Annotated in this window: 14 protein-coding genes; 6 read left to right on the plus strand and 8 right to left on the minus strand. The window is 47.4% G+C overall.

The window, feature by feature from the left end; translation table 11 throughout:
• Positions 1 to 298: 298 nt before the first annotated feature.
• The 5 genes from LQ567_RS13860 to LQ567_RS13880 form a co-directional block, all read right to left on the minus strand.
• Entirely contained in the window at positions 299 to 1663 is a 1365-nt protein-coding gene (locus LQ567_RS13860) for an alpha-L-fucosidase (protein ID WP_231005115.1), read from the minus strand.
• 139 nt (positions 1664 to 1802) lie between these two features.
• Positions 1803 to 3029: a DUF4998 domain-containing protein gene (locus LQ567_RS13865; protein ID WP_231005116.1), complete on the minus strand. Its 1227-nt coding sequence runs from the start codon at positions 3027 to 3029 to the stop codon at positions 1803 to 1805.
• 35 nt (positions 3030 to 3064) lie between these two features.
• Positions 3065 to 4306 (minus strand): DUF4959 domain-containing protein, encoded by a 1242-nt coding sequence (locus tag LQ567_RS13870; RefSeq protein WP_231005117.1) that lies wholly within the window; start codon positions 4304 to 4306, stop codon positions 3065 to 3067.
• 25 nt (positions 4307 to 4331) lie between these two features.
• Positions 4332 to 6251: a RagB/SusD family nutrient uptake outer membrane protein gene (locus LQ567_RS13875; protein WP_231005118.1), complete on the minus strand. Its 1920-nt coding sequence runs from the start codon at positions 6249 to 6251 to the stop codon at positions 4332 to 4334.
• 20 nt (positions 6252 to 6271) lie between these two features.
• Positions 6272 to 9445 carry a SusC/RagA family TonB-linked outer membrane protein gene (locus LQ567_RS13880; RefSeq protein ID WP_231005119.1) on the minus strand — a complete coding sequence of 1058 codons (3174 nt, stop codon included), beginning with the start codon at positions 9443 to 9445 and terminating at the stop codon, positions 6272 to 6274.
• Positions 9446 to 9743: 298 nt separating this feature from the next.
• Between LQ567_RS13880 and LQ567_RS13885 the strand changes: the two genes are divergently transcribed.
• The 3 genes from LQ567_RS13885 to LQ567_RS13895 all read left to right on the plus strand — a co-directional run bounded on the left by LQ567_RS13885 (position 9744) and on the right by LQ567_RS13895 (position 12801).
• Positions 9744 to 10661 carry an AraC family transcriptional regulator gene (locus tag LQ567_RS13885; RefSeq protein ID WP_231005120.1) on the plus strand — a complete coding sequence of 306 codons (918 nt, stop codon included), beginning with the start codon at positions 9744 to 9746 and terminating at the stop codon, positions 10659 to 10661.
• Between the two features lie 139 nt (positions 10662 to 10800).
• Entirely contained in the window at positions 10801 to 11376 is a 576-nt protein-coding gene (locus LQ567_RS13890) for a DUF6580 family putative transport protein (protein WP_231005121.1), read from the plus strand.
• Between the two features lie 135 nt (positions 11377 to 11511).
• Positions 11512 to 12801, plus strand: coding sequence for a sugar MFS transporter (locus tag LQ567_RS13895; protein WP_231005122.1), 1290 nt, complete (start codon positions 11512 to 11514; stop codon positions 12799 to 12801).
• 74 nt (positions 12802 to 12875) lie between these two features.
• Here LQ567_RS13895 and LQ567_RS13900 read toward each other — a convergent pair whose 3' ends face one another.
• Positions 12876 to 13814 (minus strand): helix-turn-helix domain-containing protein, encoded by a 939-nt coding sequence (locus LQ567_RS13900; RefSeq protein ID WP_231005123.1) that lies wholly within the window; start codon positions 13812 to 13814, stop codon positions 12876 to 12878.
• Positions 13815 to 13980: 166 nt separating this feature from the next.
• Here LQ567_RS13900 and lpxA point away from each other — a divergent pair, with 166 nt between their 5' ends.
• Both lpxA and LQ567_RS13910 read left to right on the plus strand, forming a co-directional pair.
• On the plus strand, positions 13981 to 14787 hold the full coding sequence (lpxA, locus tag LQ567_RS13905) for an acyl-ACP--UDP-N-acetylglucosamine O-acyltransferase (RefSeq protein WP_231005124.1): 807 nt from the start codon (positions 13981 to 13983) through the stop codon (positions 14785 to 14787).
• Entirely contained in the window at positions 14762 to 15388 is a 627-nt protein-coding gene (locus LQ567_RS13910; protein WP_231005125.1) for an ABC transporter ATP-binding protein, read from the plus strand. Before lpxA ends, LQ567_RS13910 begins: the two co-directional genes overlap by 26 nt.
• A gap of 101 nt (positions 15389 to 15489) precedes the next feature.
• On the opposite strand, the gene LQ567_RS13915 is transcribed toward LQ567_RS13910, so the two are convergent.
• Positions 15490 to 16260: a hypothetical protein gene (locus LQ567_RS13915; RefSeq protein ID WP_231005126.1), complete on the minus strand. Its 771-nt coding sequence runs from the start codon at positions 16258 to 16260 to the stop codon at positions 15490 to 15492.
• Between the two features lie 79 nt (positions 16261 to 16339).
• Here LQ567_RS13915 and LQ567_RS13920 point away from each other — a divergent pair, with 79 nt between their 5' ends.
• Complete coding sequence (locus LQ567_RS13920) at positions 16340 to 16747, plus strand: cobalamin B12-binding domain-containing protein (RefSeq protein ID WP_231005127.1); 408 nt, start codon at positions 16340 to 16342, stop codon at positions 16745 to 16747.
• A 74-nt stretch (positions 16748 to 16821) separates the two neighbouring features.
• Here the strand turns inward: LQ567_RS13920 and proS are convergent, their stop codons facing one another.
• A complete protein-coding gene (gene proS / locus LQ567_RS13925) occupies positions 16822 to 18297 on the minus strand; it encodes a proline--tRNA ligase (RefSeq protein ID WP_231005128.1) in 1476 nt (491 codons plus the stop codon).
• Between the last annotated feature and the right edge of the window lie 94 nt (positions 18298 to 18391).

Here is an 18391-nt window from a genome sequence, read left to right on the forward strand (position 1 = left end):
CAAATTCAGCGCTCAGGGAAGCGGTCCCGGCACACACGGAATGTTGTGATTCTTTCTCATGTAAATAATTTATACCTGCATTAAAAAAACAGGTCACTAAGGATTCAATCCTCGTTCATATAAAAGCACCATAAATATACATTTTATTTTAATATAACAAGTATATTTCCGGATCGCCTGATCAGGGTAGGGCCTGTTATCGTTTGCCTGCATCTGGTTCAAACCGGCGTTGCGGCAGGGCAAAAAAAAGGGCTGTCTCAGATTCTGAAGACAGCCCGGATCAAAGGTGATTACCTTGCTATTCTGAATTATTGTTGAGCATGAGCTCGATCACCGGTACCACATAGGGCGGCTTTTGCTTCGGCAATTTCAATTCGAGGTCGTTCCCCGAAGTGGTATGCTGTACTTCAGAAGCATCATGCAGGAACTGAGCATATTTTATCTTACCCTTATAGCCGGGCAGCACCAGTTTTCCATCGGCAGGATAATCAAACAGGTGCAGATAGAGCCGCTTTGTTTGCGGATTGTACGTTATCCGCATACTTGATGCTGCAGGTAATGCATATGCATCGGCCGGGTAGGTGCAATTATATATCGAACGTTGGTTGGCATCCATCCAGTAGCCCAGGCTATCCAGTGCCCGGTTTGCCCGGTAATCAAATTGTCCTCTTGCTGTGGGCCCCACATTCAGGATCAGGTTGCCGCCATTGGCTACTGAAGTGATCAGCAGATCCAGCAGCTGCCGCTGGTTCTTCCAGGAATGTTCGTCGCGGTGATAGCCCCAGGATCCGGAAAAGGTTTGGCAGGTTTCCCAGTATTTGCCTTTGTATTTGACGAGCTCTTCCGGCCCGACCTGCTCTGGTGTTTCAAAATCATACCCGTCGGTATAGTCGTTCAGATCCATGCGGTTGTCCAGGATAATTTGCGGCTGCAATTTCCGGATCGTTTTGATCAGATCCATGGAAGCCCAGTCATTGCGACCCTTACCAAAGGTTCCGGGATAGGAAAAATCCAGCCAGAGGATATCAATTTTCCCGTACTTCGTCAGCAATTCGGTAAGCTGGTTTTTCAGGTATTGCTGGTACCTTTTCATATCCTTGCCCTTGTTGGCCGCAGCATAATCGGCCTCCGTTCCTTTATCGATACGTTGCGGATGCACCCCGTCTATCGTAAAGTCCGGGTGATGCCAGTCGATCAGCGAATAATAAAACCCGATCCGGATCCCTTCTGCACGGAAAGCATCCACAAACTCCTTTACCAGGTCGCGTTTGGCCGCCGTATTGGTCGATTTATAGTCGGTGTATTTCGAATCAAAAAGGCAAAACCCTTCATGGTGCTTGGTGGTTAACACCGCATATTTCATACCCGCAGTTTTTGCTTCCCTTGCCCATTTTTTGGGGTCAAATTTATCCGGATCAAAATTGTCGAAATATTTCTGGTAATTGGCATCCGTAATCTGCTCATAATTCTTTACCCACTCGTGCCGGGCCGGCAGGGCATAAAGGCCCCAGTGAATGAACATGCCAAAACGGGCATCTTCCCACCACTGCATGCGTTTTTTTTTCTGCTGCGGTGTTTCATTGAAGATGGATTTTTGCTGAGCCACTGCATGTATACTCAACAGGCAGCAACAGCTAAATAAAATCAATACTGTTTTTTTCATTTTTTAGAATTTAGATCTGTTCAACCGGAAGCAGGAACAATTACGTATTGCCCGTTTCAAATTTACGCCCCGGTCCTGTTATGTTATGATTGGTTTTTTTAATAGTTATCACCGCCGCTGCACTACCCTGCCGGCGCATTTACAACCGGTACCAGAAACTAAGCTGGCTCAGGTTGACGTAATTGGAATTATTGACCGTTGCTTTAAACCGGACGCGGATGAACCGGATGGGTGGCGGATTGTTGATGAACGAAAATTTCAGGGCATTGGCACCATCATCGGTACGAACGGCATCGGTGAGCAGCGTCCATCCCTTTGCACTCATTTGTGCAGCCCACTGCGGATCATTACCCGGCAATGCAGGGAAGGCACCCGTGGTATCGGCAATGCCCCATACTTCAAACTTAGACGGGTTGTTGCAACAACTCCTGCCGGTTTCTTCAATGGCAGAAAGATCCGCGTATAGTTTCCCCATATCAAAACTGATGGTACCGGGCAAGGGAGACGTTCCTGAATTATGATAAATATTCGGATATTCCTGAGGTCCAACACTTCCGTTCCACAAACGGAACACCCCGGTTTGATCTTCATAATTCCCCATATCATAGGCGTTCTTTACCACCGCAAACAGGTTTTTGGGCACCGGCATCTGAATGGTCACCGATAAGGTATCCGGCTGAGGAACCTGGAAGGTATCAATCGCATTTGAGGCGGGCACAAAAAAGGACCGGATCCACAATTTTGTTCCGGGCTTAAACAATGGTATTGTTGTTACATCGCCTTTAAAAAGGGTGCTATCCAGCTTACCGCTTTGCTGGTTATAATACCACAATCTTGAAAAAATATTGGAAGAATCTGTTTTGGTAAAAAACAACCGGATAGAATCGGTACCTGCCAGCTCCAGCGGATTTGCCGCATTGAGTTGCCGGTTATACAAAGAGGATTCATAGATGGGACCGTATAGTTTTACCACCGGTGTTTTTTGCCCGATGGACCGGTTGCCCCTGGTATCATAGGTATACAGGATAAAGTTCTGAACATTGGACTCCTGCAGGTTGGCGCTGATAAGGGTGCGGATGGTATCCGAAGTATTACTGCTGGTAGCAGGCAATACCAATGAGTCGTTGCCATTGTTCCAATACACCACATACCGGGAAATCGACGGGTCCGGACTGGGATTCCATTCCAGCCGCACTCTCAGGTTACCGGGTTTGGCCCGGAAGTTTGTAACTGTCCCAGTGTACGTGATCTCTTTATTATCCAGGTATTTTTTATAGTCATCGGCCTTCCGGCTGCATCCGGTGTATACGCTGCTGATCCATATACCGCAGAACGCAAAAATTAAAATTGTTTTTATAGTATTCATAACCCGTTCATACAATTAAGGTGATAAAAAATTGCTTATCTGGGATCGCCGTAAAAAGTAAGTTCCATAATATGCGCAAACGTGTTATCTCCGCCCCAGTTTTCAGGAACCACCACACGCATAAACCGCACCCTGGGAGCTGCAAAAGACACATTAAACTCGGTTCCCTGGTTGGCCCAAACCCGGTCTGCATCGGTGGCTGCCGATGGCGGATTTCCGGAAGGTGGATCCGGGTACCGGTAGTTGCCGATATTGACCCAATCCCCGATCACGGTGCCCTCGGCTGCCGTCATTGGCGGCTTAAAGTCGCCCGGCTGTTCGGCATTGGAGCCCCAGAGGGTGAATGTTTTGGGATTTCCATGCCCCCAGAGATAGCCGTCTCTGGGCCACAGTTTAAAGCGGCTGAGTTTGGCAGATACCCCCAACCCGAAACTGGTAGTAGGCGGCAATACATACGGCACACGCTGATTGGTATGCCAGCCAGACCCGGTGTTACCATCCCACATATACGGCGTTAACCAGCCATACTGATCTGTTGGGCTGTCGCTGCCCAGGTGGTACTCAAAGAACCGGCTTTTATCCAGTGTGATCTCATAAAGCGGACTGACGGTTTTATAGATCGTGTCCGAGTGGTTGCCCCATTGATCCGTGGTATATACAGCCACCGGTTTGGGCAGGGTATCAAAACCTCTCGAGGCAAAGTTGATCTCCCTGAAATTGGAGAATATCTGCTGCCGGATGGTGTACTTTTTAAAGTACGGGTCGTTGTATAAAAACACCACTCCCACGTTTTGCTGCAACCGGTTGATACCGGCCACCCGCACACCCGCAAAGTCAGGGGTCATGGCCAGGGTTTGCGCCACCACCCGGTACACCGGCGTATCCGGATATACTTTTACCGTTACCGGGTCCGACTCCACATTTGCACGGTTCACCACCCGAAGCGTAACCTCGTATTCTTTTTTCTCCGCAAACCCGTTTACTGTAAGCGTGTCTGAATAATAGCTGGACTTTGTTTCAAGCGTTGCACCGGTTTTATCATTGATGGTATAATTGGCTTTCACATACAGGATATTCTCCGATTGGGGAAGATCGTAGGTTACATAAGCACCTCCGTTAAAATTGGTGACTTTAACATTGGTAATCGTTCCGGGTTTTGTTGTGTCGTTCGACAATGGGTTGTTATAATCTGCCCGCTTCTGACAGGCCCCGATAAAAAGTAACAGAGCGGCTAAAGAGCAGGGTATAATTAAATAATGTAAGCGACGGTTGCTCATATAAAAAAGTTTAAGGATTCTGCAATTATTTCCAGTAGGGACTTTGTACCAGGTTCTCGTTGTATTGAAGTGCCCCGTCTGACAGGGGCCAGAAATAATCCCTGACGGTAAGGCTGGGTATGAACTGCGTTACAGGGATATAAAAATCAGAAGGATCGTGCTGGAAAACAGACCAGCCCTGTACCGGCTGCGCCATTACGGTGGTCCACTCCTTCCAGCGGCGCAGATCCCATCCGGCTCTTGCCTCAAAGCAAAGTTCTACCCGGCGTTCTCGGTGAATGATCTCCCGCAAACCATTCTTTGTAAGCGGTTTTCCCGGGTTAAAGGAATAGTTTGCCCAGGATGCTACCACGCCTTTCAGTCCTGCCCGGCTTCTTACACTATCTACATAAGCGTATACTTCGGAAGAAGGTCCGCTGCTTTCATTTAAACATTCGGCATACAACAGGTAAAGATCGGCCATGCGCATTCTTGGAATCCGGAACGCCGTTTGAGAAAAGCCGTTCTTGTCAAAAACACTCAGGTAATGCGCCAGCTTTTTGGGCCAGATGCCGGTAACATTGAGCCGTGAATTATCTTTGGGAGCCGCCGGTCCGGTTCTTGCCTGCACGAATATGGCAGCATCCGGATCCAGTACGCCATTGCCATACCATACTCCTCCATCAAACCCGATATTGGCATAGTAACGGGGTTCCCGGTCAAAATTATTTTTGATGGTCTGGTAGTCCTGCCCGATCAGGTATTTATTTTCGGCATCACCGGTTTTAAGCGAAAAGCGGTTGGCATAATCCCAGGTTTTATCTTCATTGATGGGCACCCCGTTCTTCGTATAAAAAAGATCTGTAGTGCCAATGGGCACGGCCAGGGTACCCGGCGCCGAGCCCAGGTTAAAATCGGGTACCAGGCGGGGGATGGAGTTTGCCTGCTCGTAATAGTTCGTATTTAAGGCCCAAACCACTTCATTATTGAGATCCCATTTTTCGGTAACGGCATTCTGAAGGGTTAGCACCTGGCGCAGTACGGCAGGCAGATTGGCGGGCAGATTGGCAGGCCTTATAAATTGGTACAGTCCCAGGTTCTGCTGCTGTGCCGCGTCAATGGCGGCTTTACAGGCGGCGGCAGCCGTGGTCCATTTCCCGGCATCAAAAGTGGTGGAAAACAGTTGCTGCCCGTCATGGTTCTTATATCCTGTGTAATCCGGGTTTCCATTAAACAAAGGGCTGGCCTGTGTGGTCCTGATCTCCGCCTTTACCGCTAAGGCAATCACTTTTGTGATGCGGCCCAGCTCGCGGTTAATATCGGTAATCACCAACGGCAAATTAGGTATGGCTTCATCGATCAGCTGTACGGCGTAATTAAACACGGAATCCACCGGCTGCCGTTTCACACGCAGTTCCGAAATGGGTGTGGTGATATCCTGGTTCTCTTTATAGATGGGTACCGGTCCGTACATCTTTGCCAGGAAGTAATGATAATAGGCTTTCAGAAATTTTAATTCGGCGATCCATCTTCCCTTTTCAAACGCCGTCAGGTCGATGGGTTTATTAATATTGTCCAGCATGATGTTACAGCGGCGGATGGCCTGGAAGACGGCTGCGCCGCCATAGGCTCCGTCCCAATAATTCAACACGGGGTTCGATATGTTTTGTGTGCCGCGCATCAATTGAAAACCGGCATCAAACACCTTCGGTCCTTCCCCGATGGTGGCCGGATACATAATTTCCCCGGAAGTGGTGAAAGAAGGATCTGTTGTTGTATTGCCAAAAGACTGTAAGGTACCATAACAGGCAAACAGATAGTTCTCGGCCTCATTCCGGTTCCGAAAAGCATAGTCGATGGTACCTACATTCTCGGGGGTCACATCCAGGTATTTTTTACAGGAGGATGCCGTGCCAAGTATCAACAGGAGCACTAAAAACCAGGTGGTATATCTTGAATTGTTCATGAGCTTTTGAATTTGTGTTGTTACAGGGTGATATTAAATCCCAGGTTAAATGCCTTTTGTAAGGGGTATAAAAACCCGTTACCCGTTCCGTCGCTATTTTTTTGTTCCACATCCCAAAGCTTGAAACCGGAGAACAGGAACAGGTTGGATCCATTCACATAAATACGGCAATTCTTGAGCCCTATTCTCCTGGCAAGGTGATTGGGCATGGAGTAACCCAGCTCCACCAGTTTCAGCCGGAGGAAGTCGCCCTTGCGCATCCACCAGGTGCTGGATTGCAAATTGTTCACTACGGAATTGTAGTTAACCCCGAGGCGCGGATAGAAGGCATACAGATTCTGGTTCGATTCCGACCAGTAGTCGTCGGCAACCGACTGCAGTACCTGCGCATCCCCTGCTACAAAAGGACTGATATCATAGGGCCTGATGAAAAGAGACGTGCGTGCATTTCCCTGGAAACGGAATCCCAAATCAAATGACAGGTACCGGATAGAAGCGCCAAAACCATAGGACACCTGTGGTGTTGACGGAAACCCGATGGGTACCATATCGGCCACCGTGATCTGGCCGTCGCCGTTGATATCGCGGTATTTGATATCCCCGCCGCGGGGGGCAAGGGTACCAAAATTCTGCATGGGTGAGGAGGCCGCTTCCTTATCATCTACAAAAAGACGTTCAGCTACATAACCAAAGGGCTGCCCCACAATGGATCCGGTACGGCGGCGCCAGGGCTCCGTCAGGTAGGCCGGTTCTTCATAGTTGGTGTGGATGGCCTGCGAATAGGTAAGGTTCGACATAAAAGAAATGGAAAGCCTATCGGAAAACACCTGGTTATAATTCGCTGTAAGATCCCAGCCATTGGCATCCACCACACCCACGTTCGCAAATACGGCAGCTTCCAATCCTGTAGAGGAGGGTATATTCCGCTGCATTAAGATATCTGATCGTCTTTCCTTCCAATACTCTGCAATAAGATCGATCTTTTTGAAAAGGGTAATTTCCGCAGCCCCGTTAAACTTTAATCCCCGCTCCCAGGTTACGGCTTTGTTTTCATAGTTGTTAATCCTTACCCCGGGACGGCCATACCCGTTATTGATCCCGAAGGCGGCTCCGTTGCCGGCAGCCAGGTTTACATCCGAAAGATAAAAGAACCGCTGGCTGCCCACCTGGTCATTACCCGTATATCCAAAGCTGGATCTTAATTTAAACGAAGAGATCAGCTTTGCCAGGCCATCTCCCCAGAATTTTTCTTTAGACACAACCCAGGATGCGCCGATGGTTGGAAAAAATCCGTACCGGTGACTTTCATCAAACCGCTCGGAACCGTTGTACCCAAAATTGAACCGCAGGAAATACCGCGATTTAAAAGCATAGCTGGCTTCCCCCGCGAAGTTAATGTTGCGGTAAGGAAGCGCATAGGGCAGTGACGGCTGCCGGGTATTGGGATCAATGCCGTTTGCATTGAGTTGCTGCAGCCGTATAATGTTTACCGTAGCGCCAACTTCATGATCTCCCATCCGCTTTGTGTAATCCAGCCGGCCCTGAAAATGTACATAGGCCGAAGCATCCTTGTTACCGGGATAATATACCAGGTATTCCGTGGCAGCGCCCGGCGTATTGTTGATCCATTGAAGCGTATACTGATTGGTACCAATATCATATCCCCCATCTGGTATGGTATAATAAAAAGGATTATAGGCCATGGTATTGTCGAAATATCCATACCGCTTAATGGTTACAAAACCGTCAAAAACCAACCCCGGGGTAATAAAGTTCAGTTTTTGGTTCAGCTTCATGGTAGCCGTCATGTTTGATGTGGAAAACCGTTTGTATCCCCGGAGCATCTGTGCATAGGGATTGCCATAACCCACGCTGTTCATATTTGATCCAAAGGCATTTCCAAAAAGGATATGCTGCGTAAGCAGGTTGGCAGAATCGGGTGCATAATAAGGGGGAAACAACACCGGACTGGTATGGGTAGCCACATTATAAAGATCTACCGAATAGCTGGCGTCATTGGTCAGCGGGCCGGTATAATCATTAAAGATCCCCCACAGCTGGGTGGTGAGCACGGTCGTTTTGGAAAGATTAAAATCAATATTCGTTCGCAGCTGGTAGGTGGTAAACCGCAGCCGGTTTTTAAAACTATTGGCAGGATCCGATTTCAGACTTCCATTATCATTACTGTAGGAGCCGGAAATAAAATAGTGTGCAAAATCGGTTCCGCCACTTACATTGAGGTTGGCCCGTTGCGTATAGCTGGACTTCTTAAAAAGCAGATCCAGCCAGTCTACCGCAGGGTATACATAGGGGTTGCTGCCCGGCGTATGGTCCAGTGTCAATTGCGTGTTATGAATTTTGTCGGCGCTGAAAGGCGGTGCCAGCGTAGGATCGCGGGTAACCGTGGCTTCATTATACATTTTCATATAGGTAACAGGGTCGGCCAGTTTTATGGTACTGGTGGGCGTTGAAAGCGTGTTCTCCAAAACGAGATTGATTTGCGCTTTTCCTGTTTTACCGGATTTTGTGGTTACCAGTATTACCCCGTTTGCCCCCCTGGCTCCATACAGCGATGTGGCGCTGGCATCTTTTAAAATGGTAAAGCTTTCCAGGTCGTTTACCTGCAGGCGCGCCAGGTCGTCCTTGCCTACTTCAATATTATCAATCAAAATAAGCGGGTCTGCCCGGTAACCAAATGTGGTAACGCCCCGGATAAAAAAGTTCGAATTATCGAGCCCCGGTTGTCCGCTGCTCTGAAACCCGATAATACCTGCGGCCTGGCCCACGATGGCATTGGTAAGGTTACTGGCAGGGATCCGGAGGTTCTCCGGTTTGATGGTAACCACAGACCCCACCACGGACTCCCGCAGCTGTTTGCGTCCTAATGCGGTAACCACCACCTCGTCCATTCCTGAAGTGATCTGCCGCATGGTTAGGGCCACAGTGGTATGGGCTGGTGTGATCGTTACCTGTTCCGGTTGGTAGCCCACCAGTGAAAAATGAATGACGGTACCGGAATCTACTTCCAGGATAAATTTCCCGTTCACATCCGTGGATGTCATCTTCTTATTATTGGCCGTAGAAACGGTAACGCCCATTAAGAGACTACCGGTTGAATCAACAACGGTACCCGTGGCGTTGATTTTACCCGTTTGCGAATGGGAAAGCATGGGCAGGGCTATCAGTAAACCCAATATTGCCCAAATAGACAATCGTTTGGCAGCAAGCATAGCATTTAAAGATTCGTTAAAAATTGTTGTACAAAATAAGCGGGGATCAGGGTGTGAGTCAATAGGGTTTTGGTTTAAAAAGATGGATTATTCGATATATTGTTTAAACATATGAATACATAAATGCTTTAAAAAAGATTCCGCATTGTTGCCCTGTTTTTTTAAAGAATCACTACGCTTTTACCTATCTTTAGTAGGTATTAAACCAAAAACGAGATGGATTATTCACCATATTTAATGGACAATTAAATACTTCTTTCCTATGTCTACCTTTAAACGAAGAGATGGATTTGTGGGTGAAAAAATGCTGGAGATCCCCCATCAGCTCCTGCAAAAAACGCTGCAGCAAAACCCGTTTTTAAAACAACTCTACCTCACCCAGATCGGTTATTTTCCAAAAGCATTTTATCATTACCGGGAACGGAGGAATGGATGCCATGACAACATCCTCTTCTATTGCCTCAAAGGAAAAGGCTGGTATATTATTGATAAACATTATTTCGAGATCCGGGCAAATGAGTATGCCATTATTCCTGCCACGGCCAAATACATCCGCTATGGGGCCGACATGGATGAGCCCTGGACCATTTACTGGGTACATTATACCGGAAATGAAATTGAAGACATGAACCGTTCGCTGGGGATCACGGCCGATCGCGGGCCGCGGGCTATTACTTTTAACGACAGGGGCATTACCACCTGGGAAATTATGTATAACAGCCTGGAACGGGGCTTGAACAACGAAAGCCTTTTTAACGCCAATTTCTGCCTGTATAAATTTGTTGCGTCTTTTTTATTTTCAGAACAGTGGGAGCAAAAGCCGGTTTCCCAAACCGGGTTGTTCGTGGATGCAGTTAAGGCCCATATGCAGCAACACATCAACAGCAGGATAACCATTCCGGAAATGGCAGCCGCCCAGGGGATCTCCGTTTCGTATTTTTCCCAACAGTTCCGGAAAGCCACGGGTATTGCCCCGCTGGATTATTTTATCCAGCTGAAGATCCGGCATTCCTGCCTGCTGCTCCTGAATCATTCCATTAAAATAAAGGAAGTAGCCCGGCATGTGGGCATGGATGACCCCTACTATTTTTCCCGGATGTTTAAAAAATACATGGCCATCTCGCCCCAGCAATACCGCCTCCAGAAACGGACGGATGCAGACAATCCCGGTCCTGGGTAAATTTATGGTGTTGTTACCACTCCGCAGAACATGGGACCATATCCGGCGGGCATTTTGCAAAGCCGGCGCAAAAAGCAGGTTTTTGAAGCAATTCCTAAAAGTTTTTTACTTTTACAATATATAAACGTCGTTTCGGATTATGAAAACAACAAATAAGTTCTGGGTTATTACGTTAATGATCGTGATCGCTGCACTGAGCCGCATTCTCCCCCATCCTTATAATTTTACACCTTTGGTAGCCATGGCGCTGTTTAGCGGTGCCCATTTTGATAAAAAATGGATGGCCTATATCATGCCGCTGCTGGCCTACCTTCTTTCGGACCTGGTGATCAGTCTTACTGGTGCGCGGGGCTTTTACGGCATCAGCCAGTTATTTGTGTACGGAGGCATGCTCCTTGTAACGGCACTGGGTACCACGCTCCGCCAGCCAAAAACCATAAAGGTGTTGGGTTATGCGCTTACCGGTTCGGCCATTTTCTGGATCATTTCCAATTTTGGGGTATGGGTTGCCAGTGGCATTCCCGGAAGCATCGAATATGAGCCGGGTTTGACCCTTGGGATGACCTACCTGCGGGCTCTTCCGTTTTACAACCAGTTCAGCAACCAGTTGTTCCTGGGTGCTTTTGGCGGCGATCTGTTTTACAGCGCGGTGCTGTTTGGGGTATATGCCCTGGCGCAGAAGCGCCTCCCCTCCCTCCGGTATTCAAAAGCCTGATATATAAAATCTAAATCATGAAAGCATGAATTCTTCATTCATGCTTTTTTTATGCGCAATCGGTTGCAACAATTGCCATTAGCAGCAATAATTTCCCTATTTTTAGAGCCATTAATTCATTTTAAACGATTTGTAATGGCAGGAACCAATTCCAATTCCCAAAACATTTTGCTTCCATTAGCTACGATCTGCGGACTTTTCTTCATTTTCGGGTTTGTAACATGGGCAAACGGAACGCTTATTCCCTTTTTTAAATTGTCTTTTGGCCTTTCGGATATACAGGCTTTTTTGGTTACGTTCTCTTCCTATATGGCCTACTTTGTACTGGCCCTTCCATCTTCATGGATCCTGAAAAAAACCGGCTTTAAGACCGGTTTGGTGCTGGGATTGATCGTACTGGCCCTGGGTTCTTTGATTTTTATTCCTGCTGCTAAATCCAGATCTTTTGAATTATTCCTTACCGGTATTTTTGTGCAGGGTGCCGCACTGGCATTGTTACAAACCGCCTCCAACCCCTACCTGTCCATCATCGGCCCCATCGAAAGTGCGGCCAAAAGGATCAGTATGGCGGGTATCTGCAACAAATTTGCGGGTATGATCGTGCCTTTTATTATGGGCGCGGTGTTCCTGAAAAATGCCGCTGAAACAGAAGCTAAAATCGCCGCAGCAACCGGTGCAGAAAAAGAGCAATTGCTGAGTGATGTACTGGGACGGGTAAACACTCCTTATATTGTATTGGCCATTGTATTTATCTTGTTTGCAGTGCTCATCAAATTCCTTCACCTCCCGGAAGTAAACCCCGAGGAAGATGTGGTAGACGAAGCCAGCGGAGAAGTGGTACATCACAAAAGCATCTTCCAGTTTCCTCACCTTTTCCTGGGTGCACTTTGTATTTTTGTATACGTAGGTGCCGAGGTAATGGCGGGCGACATCATTGGAGTATATGGAAAAGAGCTGGGTATTCATGCCGACCAGGCTAAATACTTCACGTCCTTAACCCTGGGCGGTATGCTGGTAGGTTATGTAGTGGGTATTTTCACCATCCCCAAAATCCTTTCCCAACAAGCCGCATTGAGAATCTGTGCCATACTGGGTATTGTATTCTCCGTTATCGCTTATTTCAGCTCCGGTTACGCATCGGTGATTTTTATAGCCCTGCTGGGATTGGCAAACTCCTTAATGTGGCCGGCCATTTTCCCGTTGGGGATCAGTCACCTGGGCAAATTTACCAAGATCGGCTCCGCCATCATGATCATGGGTATTGCCGGGGGTGCTATTTTACCCATACTGTATGGCTTTTTAAAGGATCACCTGCATATTAATTTTCAGCTGTCTTACTTTATATTGGTACTTCCCTGTTATCTCTATATCCTGTACTTTGCCATTAGTGGTCACAAGGTAGGATTGAGCAAACTGAAAAAATAATTGCTGCGCATTGCGCAGAACAGGACCTATAAGGTTTTTCGCCCAGGCGGATCAATGAAACCTTATAGGTTTTTTTATTTGGAAGCAAATAAAAGTTCGCAGGGTTTTAAGCCGGTAAGCCGTTTAAAGGCGGTACTGAAATGGGAAATAGAGGAATAGCCCAGCATCATGGATACATCGGTTACGCTAAGTCCTTTTTCATACAGCAGGTATTTAGCATGCTCCATCCGCTGGTTCTGGTAAAAATCAAAAATAGTGGTGCCATACATTTCTTTAAACCCCTTTTTAAGATAGCATTCATTCATTGCCACCTTCCGGCTCAGTTCTTTAATGGTGATGGGTTCTCCGATATGCCGGATCAGGATCTCCCGGGCTTTTTCCACTTTATCCTTATCCGCTTCATTGGATAAGAACTTACAACTGATCACTTCCAGCTGTTTATCATCTGCCATCGAATCCATCGTCAGCAATAATAACATCTGCAACTGGGCATTTACATAAATGTTTTCCAGCGTGCCGTCATAGCTGTGCTCCAGCAGGCCTTCGATAACCGTTTTGGTTTTGCAGCATAACGGGAGCGTACGGGTAAAAGAAACCTTATGTTTAAACTTCAGCAGCGAATCGCTGAAGCTGTTGCTGGTTCTGGTTTTTATAAACTGCGACAAATGCGCCGGTGTAAAATGCACATTGACCACATCCAGGCTGTTCTTACTGTCCTCACATTCCCGGGCCTTGCCGATAGTGCATTTTCCGCAGTTTTCACGGGAACAATACATGTTACCGGCAATGCAGAATTTCAGTTTCAGGTTATTTTCTTTGGGTTTCTGGCTATTGTATTCATATACCAGCATGCCCATATCTTCTGTTAAAATATTTGCTGCACGGCTGTAACGCTTAATCTCATACTGAACCGCTCCCGGGATCTGGTGTACCCGGTGCGCCATCAGCTCCAGCGAAGAAGGATGATCCAAGTCCTTGAAACTTAATCGTATAATTTCTTCTGTATCACTCATAACCGCCGGCAAAGGTATCTCCATTCGGTTATAAAGCCAACAAATAAATGTCAATTAATGGTAATAATCCCTGATTTGCAACCCATTATTAAAAAAATAATTACAATTAGTCAGTGAATGTCTAAATTTGCGCCATTATTTATTAATGGTTTGACCCTGTAAGTACATGATCCATTTTAATTCATATATACATCCGGATGCCAAGGTAGCAAGGAATGTAAAGATTGACCCATTTACTGTGATCCACCAGGATGTTGAAATTGGAGAAGGTACATGGATCGGTTCAAACGTAACGATACTGGAGGGTACCCGTATCGGAAAGAACTGCAAGATTTTTCCAGGCACCGTAATCGGTTCAGAGCCCCAGGATAAAAAGTTTGAAGGAGAAAAAACCAACGTGGAAATCGGGGACGACTGTGTGATCCGGGAATTTGTAACCATACACCGCGGAACCCGCGACCGCTGGAAGACCGTGGTGGGTAAAGGATGCTGGATCCTGGCCTACAGCCATATCGGTCACGACTGCGTTATCGGCGATTATTGTACGCTGAGCAACAGTACACAGATCGCAGGGCATGTGGTACTGGGCAGCCATGTGGGTTTTGGAGGTGTTTGCGCCGTACACCAGTTTGTAAAAGTAGGATCCTATGCCTTTATCAGCGGCGGATCGCTGGTAAGCAAGGATGTACCTCCGTATATCAAAGCGGCCCGCCAGCCCCTGAGCTATGCCGGCATCAATTCTGTAGGATTGAAGCGCAATGGCTATTCGGTAGAAAAAATTAACCACATCCTGGATATATACCGCACCATTTATAACCGCGGACTAAATGTAACCCAGGCCATGCAGTTGCTGGAAGAAGAATTTCCGGTTACAGATGAGCGCGATGAAATCCTCACTTTTATCCAGGAAAGCACACGTGGTATTATTAAACGATATACCAAAGGGAATGGCGATGACGATAGCCTTGAATAAGGCTGGGAAACGGTTTAACCGCGACTGGATTTTCAGAAACCTCACCTTTCAGTTTGAATCCGGCAATAGCTATGCCATCATCGGATCGAACGGGTCCGGAAAAAGTACCTTTTTACAGGTTATCAGCGGCGCTTATCATTTAAATGAGGGACATTGCACATGGACGGATGGAGCCACCCTGCCCGTGGAAAAAGTATACCGCCATATTGCTTACTGTGCCCCCTACCTGGAATTGATTGAAGAAATGACCCTCCTGGAATTCCTGGAATTTCATCAGCATTTTAAACCCTTTGTGGCGGGCATGACCCCCAAAAAAATCATCGAAGAAATTGGAATGCAGGCGGCAGCACATAAACGGATCCAGCAGTTTTCAAGCGGTATGAAACAGCGGGCCAAACTGGCACAATGTATTTATTCCGATGTGCCGGTATTGTTGTTAGACGAGCCCTGTACCAATCTCGACCGGCAGGGAATTGACCTTTACTATACGCTTATTGACCAATATGCCAAAAACCGGCTGGTGCTGGTAGGCAGCAATGATGAGGTAGAATACAAGTTCTGCACGCAGCGCCTCAATATCATGGATTATAAATCCTTTTAATTTTTTTATCCGGCCTTCCGTACTCCTATCGGCCCGGTTGTGTCACTCACTGCATCGTCCGGTACAGTACCCGGCAGTTTTGTTTCCGATCATGCAAAGCGTTAATGCTCCGGACCAGCTTTTTGAAGCTGCTGCTTTCTCTTTTCAAAAAGCAGGGAATCGTTTCGCCGCTCTTCAGGAGTATTAGCATAAGCAAACTTCCCAAGGTAAATGGTTTTTAGTCCGATAATGCCGGCTTGATCTCTATAAAAACGTTTATCATCTTTAAAAGTAATGATGCCCCATTGTTTCCTGATTTCTTTTAGCACTTTTTTTTCGTCTTTTGGCCGGTAATAATAGGCCAGCAAAACCAGACCCAGGTCGTCTTTCTGCAGAAATAAAAGCTTTGCCCGACTATATACGGACCGGTACGGAGTGGTTGGATTGGGATTCTTGTTAAAAATATACCCCCTGTCTGCATTTATTTTTCTTAACGCCCCCGGGGCAACAAGCGTGCAGGCAAACCTGGCATCGGCATTGCTGCGCGCAACGCTGTCGAACCGGTTGTTCATATTTCGGATCCATACAACAGGATCGTAATTGGGAGAACGCATTGGTGCTGGCGGGGCAGCAAACCAGCTGGTGCTGTGAACCGCTACCACGATACCGTCCTTTATAAAGGCGGCTTCTTCAAAATTCCCAAGCCCCCAATACCCCGATCTTGTTTTGGGGATTTGTTTATATTGGGGCGGTTGTTTGAAAATGGCATTCACTGCACTTACCTGGTCCTTTGCATTTTTTAGTTGTTGCGGCAGGCTATCACCAGGCTGGGCAACCAGGTTTCCGGTAAGCGTAAGCACAAAAAGAAGTGAAACAGCAATTGGCCGGGTCATAAAGCACTCTTTTTGTTAAGATGCAGAATACCTCCAAAATACATAAGTAACATAATTTTTTACACATACATTTGTATGCATGAACAGACCCATCCGTGTTTTAGTTGCCAAGATCGGCTTAGACGGTCATGACCGTGGTGCCAAGGTAATTGCCACCGCCCTGCGGGACGCCGGCATGGAAGTGATCTATACCGGTCTGCGGCAAACACCCGAAATGGTTATCCAGGCAGCCATCCAGGAAGATGTGGATGTGATCGGCATCAGCATCCTGAGCGGCGCACATATGACCGTTTTTCCAAAAGTGCTGGAATTGATGAACGCCAAACAGATGGATGATGTGCTGCTGGTGGGCGGGGGTATTGTTCCGGAAGATGACGCTGCACAACTAACCGCGATGGGCGTGGGCCGGATCTTTGCGCCCGGAAGCACTACGCAATCCATCGCAACCTATATCCAGGGTGAAGTAGCGAAAAGAAGGAATTTTTAATTTTTGTTCAAGGTTTGAAACTCCAGGTTCCCGCCGTATCCGAACCTGAAACCTGAAACTTCAAACCTGAAACATTAATATGCCCGCGCAAACAGCACCCGCTCTTTAGACGGTTTTCCGGATAAGATGCAAATGCCATCTTCCTGCGGATTGTTTAAGGGGATACAGCGGATCGTAGCTTTCGTTTTTTCTTTGATCGCCGCCTCCGTTTCCGGTGTGCCATCCCAGTGCGCGGCTACAAAACCACCTTTTTCATCCAGCGTTTTTACAAAATCATCCCAGGTATCTACCCAGGTGGTCTTTTCTTCGGTAAATTTCCGCGCCCGCTGCAGCATGTCGAACTGTATTTTTATCAGCAGCCCATCCACATATTGCGAAATACCATCCAGGTTGATGGTTTCCTTTTCCTTTGTGTCACGGCGGGCCACCTCAATTTTATTGTTTTCAAGATCACGCGCACCCAATACCAGTCGCACGGGAACCCCTTTCATCTCATACTCTGCAAATTTCCACCCGGGACGGTTGTTGTCATTGTCGTCATATTTCACGCGGATGCCTTTGCCTTTGAGATTTTCGAGGATCTCCGTGGCCTTCGCATCAATCAGCGCTTTTTGTTCCGCTCCCTTGTAAATGGGAATGATCACCACCTGCAGCGGAGCGATCCGGGGCGGTAATACCAGTCCCTGGTCATCGCTGTGCGCCATGATCAGCGCGCCCACCAACCGGGTGCTTACGCCCCAGCTGGTAGCCCATACATATTCCTGCTGGTTTTCCTTATTCAGGAATTTTACATCAAAGGCCTTTGCAAAGTTTTGTCCCAGGAAGTGAGAAGTACCTGCCTGAAGCGCCTTTCCATCCTGCATCAGGGCTTCAATGCAGTAGGTATCTTCTGCGCCGGCAAACCGCTCACTGGCGGTTTTTACTCCTTTGATGACCGGCATAGCCATAAACTCTTCTGCAAATGTGGCATACACATCCAGCATTTTACGCGTTTCTTCCACCGCTTCTTCTTTGGTAGCATGTGCGGTATGCCCCTCCTGCCATAAAAACTCCGCAGTACGCAAAAACAGGCGGGTACGCATTTCCCAGCGCACCACATTGGCCCACTGGTTAATGAGCAGGGGAAGATCGCGGTACGATTGTATCCAGTCTTTATACGTGCTCCAGATGATCGTTTCGCTGGTAGGGCGTACGATCAGCTCCTCTTCCAGCTTTGCTTCCGGGTCTACCACCACCCCCTTCCCGTCCGGGTCATTCTTTAACCGGTAATGGGTTACCACGGCACATTCTTTCGCAAATCCTTCCACATGAGCAGCTTCCTTACTCAAAAAGCTTTTGGGTATAAAAAGCGGGAAATAGGCATTCACATGCCCGGTATCCTTAAACATTTTATCCAGCGCATCACGCATATATTCCCAAAGGGTAAAGCCATAAGGCTTGATGACCATACATCCCCTTACGGCAGAATAATCGGCCAGGCCTCCTTTTATTACCAGGTCATTATACCATTGCGCATAATCTTCCGCTCTTGAAGTAACTTCCTTGCTCATATAATAGTTAATAATTAATTGTTATGGGTCGGTTCATTTTCATACTGCATCAGGGGTACACAACGGTGCTTTTGCACCGGAAAAAATAAACGTT

The sequence above is a fragment of the Niabella pedocola genome (genome assembly GCF_021044425.1).
Lineage (GTDB): Bacteria > Bacteroidota > Bacteroidia > Chitinophagales > Chitinophagaceae > Niabella > Niabella pedocola.